Annotated in this window: 5 protein-coding genes; all 5 read right to left on the bottom strand. The window is 36.9% G+C overall.

The features are described from left to right. Positions 1 to 779: 779 nt before the first annotated feature. The 5 genes from AAC855_RS05310 to fliD all read right to left on the bottom strand — a co-directional run bounded on the left by AAC855_RS05310 (position 780) and on the right by fliD (position 4,546). A complete protein-coding gene (locus tag AAC855_RS05310) occupies positions 780 to 1,517 on the bottom strand; it encodes a cyclase family protein (protein ID WP_340608592.1) in 738 nt (245 codons plus the stop codon). Between the two features lie 98 nt (positions 1,518 to 1,615). Continuing rightward, the gene (locus AAC855_RS05305) at positions 1,616 to 1,996 is read right to left on the bottom strand and encodes a hypothetical protein (RefSeq protein WP_340608591.1); all 381 of its coding nucleotides are present in this window, start codon (positions 1,994 to 1,996) and stop codon (positions 1,616 to 1,618) included. Positions 1,997 to 2,282: 286 nt separating this feature from the next. After that, positions 2,283 to 2,660 carry a flagella biosynthesis regulatory protein FliT gene (gene fliT / locus AAC855_RS05300; protein ID WP_099108240.1) on the bottom strand — a complete coding sequence of 126 codons (378 nt, stop codon included), beginning with the start codon at positions 2,658 to 2,660 and terminating at the stop codon, positions 2,283 to 2,285. Continuing rightward, positions 2,660 to 3,070, bottom strand: coding sequence for a flagellar export chaperone FliS (fliS, locus tag AAC855_RS05295; protein ID WP_086956342.1), 411 nt, complete (start codon positions 3,068 to 3,070; stop codon positions 2,660 to 2,662). Before fliS ends, fliT begins: the two co-directional genes overlap by 1 nt. Before the next feature lie 12 nt (positions 3,071 to 3,082). Continuing rightward, positions 3,083 to 4,546: a flagellar filament capping protein FliD gene (fliD, locus tag AAC855_RS05290; RefSeq protein WP_340608590.1), complete on the bottom strand. Its 1,464-nt coding sequence runs from the start codon at positions 4,544 to 4,546 to the stop codon at positions 3,083 to 3,085. Between the last annotated feature and the right edge of the window lie 137 nt (positions 4,547 to 4,683).

Raw genomic sequence — 4,683 nt, 5'->3', positions numbered from 1 at the left:
TACTTAACTCCTGCTTGTTAGGCTTATTGATTAGCCTAATGATTGAATATGATTTATTTAACCCAAAATAATGAATAAAAATTAATGTTTTATGGTTGGTTACTTTCAATTCTCCCTGAGCGAGAGTAATCAAACTGGGGCTGTAGAGTGGGGATGAGTTGGGGGATTTGAGCCAAACCAGATAATCTGCTGAAGAGAGCCGATCGAAAATGTATAATCAGAATAAAAGAATAGGTAATTTACCTCATATACGGGCTGATTTTTGTTATTGAGACGAGAGCACGACATAAACATTACTTAACCCCTGCTTGTTAGACTGATAATGAGTCAAATATTAAATACTTTTTATTCGATACAGTTTCTCAGGAAGGAAATTGAACAGATAACCTTTATAAGGTAGATACTTTATTTTTTTAATCCCCTTTCTAAAAGGGGTAAGGCTTATCTATTTTTTGGTAGTCAGTATTAAAATTACTGATGAATCATTGGAAGGTATAGGTGTTATTAAAAATATGCACGTGGAGTTAATATTGATTATAACGATAGGAAATTATAAAAATTTTGATTTTATTAGCTTTAAATAGTGTTTTATTGTTCAGGTTAATACTGAATTGTCTGACAATAAATTCAGTAATTTTTAATGAATGATGTTGTTTTAGTTTATTATCAAGGATTAATAAATATTTACTTTGGGTATTTTGATAAGGAATGGTTTTCTATTGATAAGTAGCTCAAGCCCGATGAAATATGAATTAAATCAGCTTGAACCACTTAAGAAGTTAAGGGATTATCGCAAATGAGCGTACCGGGAAACCTGTTGCCTTTTCTGGTTTAGCGACAATATTAAAAATAATCGCGCCACGAGTAGGCACTTTATCTAAATTTTTCATGATTTCTATTTGGTACGTATCCTGTGCCAAAACATAATGCTCACCGAGGAATCCATTATTATTTCTGGCATCTTTCGAGGAATCCGTATCGAATGTTTCGTGTCCGATGGCTTTTATTTTCCTTTCCTCAAGCAGAAACTTTAGCGCATCTAATCCCCAGCCGGGGGTCTGATTATTTCCATTGATATCTTTATTTTCCATTTTTTCCTGAGAAGGCCAGCGTTTACTCCAATCCGTTCTTAATGCAACAAAAGTATCGGCTTCAATGATGCCATGCTCGGCTTCAAAACAGAGAATATCTTCTTTCGACAGCGAAAAATCAGGCTCTTGCTCTGCTCGCTCTGATTGGTCAATAACTATTAAGGGTAATACCAGTTCTTTTAATTCAATCCCATTCAGGAAACGACCATCAGGAATGAAATGACAGGGAGCATCAATATGCGTGCCATATTGCCCGACAAAAGTAAATTGTTGGGTGAAAAAGCCATCCTGATAATTAAATAATGTTTTAATTTGAGCTGGGTCAAACATGGAAAAATGAGGAGAATGTTGATCAAAGCTGTGAGTCAGATCGACCCATTTTTTGGATTTTAATAAAGTAAGCGCCTGTAAAATATTATTCGTCATAAAAACCTCATCTTTTTTAATTTTTTGAGGATGACAGGTGAGATACTCAATCGCCGGTGACTGAGGACAGCCACCGAGACTTCGTTAGTTAGTGGATATTAATAACTTTTTGGGGTGATATCAACATAGGTGGGATCGGAAAAAGAGCATTCCTCTTCAGAAATAATCGATGAAGCAACAATAATCATCGGTGATTTATTCTTATCAATATAAGGAATGGTAACTTCTATTGTCTGGGAATAAAGTTCGCCCCAGGCTGAATAAGTTATCGGTAACTTATTTTTTTCCAGAAGGTGTCTGTTAATTAATATTGAATTTGCCTGATGCTTATCCAGCTGGTTATTTTTCCTGACAGCGGCGTTTATAACCTGATAAGCTGCCCACGATTCTGTCGTAGAGCAGTAATCTAAATTTTCATTTGTCGAAGCGATGCCTATCGCCGGGATAAATAACATCGTAAAAGTGAAAAATTTTTTCATATCATTCCATTGAATATATTATTTTAAATAATAATAAAATTTGATTGTTCTTCCGTACTCTTCTTGCAAGAAACAGCCGTTATTATCATCTTTGCGTTAATTTTTTGTGTTGAAAATGTTTGTGTTTTTATATTGATTGTTTGCAAATTATGCATAAAATATAATGCCAGATCAGGACTCCCGAAAAAGGGATGGTGACTAAATGACACCACCTGAAATAAAACCAATAAAACGATACCACTCATTATTATTATATTAATAAAATATTATGGTGCCGCTGTTATTTTTATGTTTTCTCTGTCGTAGGCGTTAACTCCATTTCATAATCACTGACAGGGAATTGCCCATAAGTATCATGCAATAATTGTTTACAGCTTTCCTGTTTAATCAGGTCGCTGAGTTCATCTAAGCGTTTTTGTAATAACCGCTTAGTTTCATTTTCATTATCTAAGACAGTCTGCAAAATTTTGGTTAATTTCTGCTGCAATGAAATAGGCGCATCTGAATCTTCTGATATTAAGGTAACCACTTCTACTGCTTTCAGATAGGTGATTTCCATATCGACAAGTACATCCCATTTTTCATTTTTAGCTAAATCAAGCATCTGCTCACTTAAACTAAGGATCTGCTGGTAAGCTGACAAAAGATCCAGATCATTTTTCATCAAACAATATCCTGACTGGCGTTGTAATGAGGACCTATCTGCCGCCAAGAATCTGAAATCTCGGTAAGTAAATCAATCACTTCGGTAATAGCCTTCTCATCGTTGCGTAAATTAGCATGGAGTAAACGACGACTCATATAATCATATAAAGCAGAAAGATTCTGAGCAATCTCTCCGCCTTTTTCGAAATCAAGTCCTTCTTTCAGACCATTATCAATGATATTTATCGCCTTTGAAATAGCTAAACCTTTTTCCGGGATATTTCCCTGTTGCATCAGAATAATTGCACGACGTAGGGCGCTGAGCGCCCCATTGAACAATATCTGAATCAACTGATAGGGAGAAGCATTCATAATTTCGCTCTCAAGATCTACCTGAGCGTATAACTGGCTTGCCGAACGTTGATACATATTATCCTTTAATTATCTTAAAAGCTGGAATAGGGATGAACTTGTGTTATTCAGGGAATTCATCAGTTTATCCAATTCTGTGAATTGACGTTTATAACGCTCCATTGTGGCATCAATAGTGTCATTTGTCCGCTCCACTTGTTTCTCAAGGGTTTTCAGACTTTTATTAATGCCTTCAGTTGCGGTTGCGATAGTCCCTTCATGGCTATCTAACGTTTTCTTTAATAGGTTGTAAGTCTGGGTTGCAAAGCCAGTTTTTTCACCATCGCCCATAAAGAAAGCCTTAACGTTGGCCGGTTTCTCTTTCAGGTTCTTTTCCAGTTTATCTTTATTGATTTCCAGTGTGCCATCCAATTTCTGTTTAATACCCAATTTATTTAAGGTAGCGATATCAGCAACATTCTGGGCAGCAAATAATTGGTGTCTTAATTGGTTCTGGATATTTTTCAGTGTTCCGTCACCCAGCAAAGCACCATTATCTTTTGACGCCGCTTCACCTTTTCCGACCGCTTTAAATTTGGTCAGCGAATCAAAAGTAGACTGTAAGTCATTATAAGCATCAACCCACTTTTTAATTGCTTCCTGCATTGGTTCAATATCACGGGAAACAACCAGTGTTTCTGATTTGAACTGTTCTACTTCTTTGAGTACGCTATCGTCCCCTTTAACTTTTACAGTCTCTTTTTCTGAAACTTTTTTCAGATTCAGGGTAATACCTTCCGGCGCATCTTTTATTTCGTTAGTCTGGCGCTCAATTTTGACACCATTAACGTGTAATACTGCATTTTTTGCGGGAACTTTTTCTTGCATTACACCAGCGCGGTTTTTATCGCTTGGTGGGTATTCCAGCAATTCGTTCAGTTTATTATCACCTTCGACCTTAATCTTCATCATCGATTTTGTACCCGCTTTTTTGGCGGTCAGAATCAGATAATTATTCTTATCGTCGGCTTTAATAATGCTGGCGTTAACATTACCTTCCTGCTTATTAATTGCATCACGGATCTCAACCAGAGAAGTTTGCTCATCGGTCAGAGCAATCTTCATGAGTTCTGTTTTACCGTCTTTACCTTCCTGCTCAATAACGATAGTACGGCTTGTTGCCGAAGTTTCTCCCAACTGTTCTTTTACACTGGGAACAGATGCGGTTTGCAAAGATTGCGCTACGGCAAGCTGCTCAACTTCAATCTTATAGTTACCCGGGCTGGCTTTAGAATCCGTGCTTGGCGTAAATAATTTATGGTCTTCGCTTGTTTTAGTTGTATTAAGCTTATCGAATTTTTTTAGTTCTTCCGAAGCAGTCTGAAGTTTTTCCAGACTGCCTTTTAATGTGCCAAAACCGGTCAGCTTTGCTTTATAGCTTGTTTGTTGCTGTGCTAATGGTTCTAAACGTTTTCTTTCTGCTGCCTGAAGTTTATCCAGCAAAGAACCCAAATCCATCCCGGACCCGGCCCCTAATGAGGAAATGCTAGCCATATTGACTCCTTTATTTGTAAAGCATCACTGGAGTTGTTATCGGATTAATTTGCGAAAAGTTTACTGAGAAAACGATTTTTTTGATGGATGGAATAGTTGATGAGAACAGGCGCTGTTTGGGTTATCGGTATATTCTT

The sequence above is a fragment of the Xenorhabdus bharatensis genome, assembly GCF_037996705.1.
Classification (GTDB): Bacteria; Pseudomonadota; Gammaproteobacteria; order Enterobacterales; family Enterobacteriaceae; genus Xenorhabdus; species Xenorhabdus bharatensis.
The sequence above is the reverse complement of the archived record's forward strand: the minus strand, read 5'-3'. Positions and strand labels throughout refer to the sequence as shown.

Coding starts and splice junctions, on each gene's coding strand:
- AAC855_RS05310 (WP_340608592.1), bottom strand. CDS start 1,517: ATGACGAATAATATTTTACAGGCGCTTACTTTATTAAAATCCAAAAAA.
- AAC855_RS05305 (WP_340608591.1), bottom strand. CDS start 1,996: ATGAAAAAATTTTTCACTTTTACGATGTTATTTATCCCGGCGATAGGC.
- fliT (WP_099108240.1), bottom strand. CDS start 2,660: ATGAAAAATGATCTGGATCTTTTGTCAGCTTACCAGCAGATCCTTAGT.
- fliS (WP_086956342.1), bottom strand. CDS start 3,070: ATGTATCAACGTTCGGCAAGCCAGTTATACGCTCAGGTAGATCTTGAG.
- fliD (WP_340608590.1), bottom strand. CDS start 4,546: ATGGCTAGCATTTCCTCATTAGGGGCCGGGTCCGGGATGGATTTGGGT.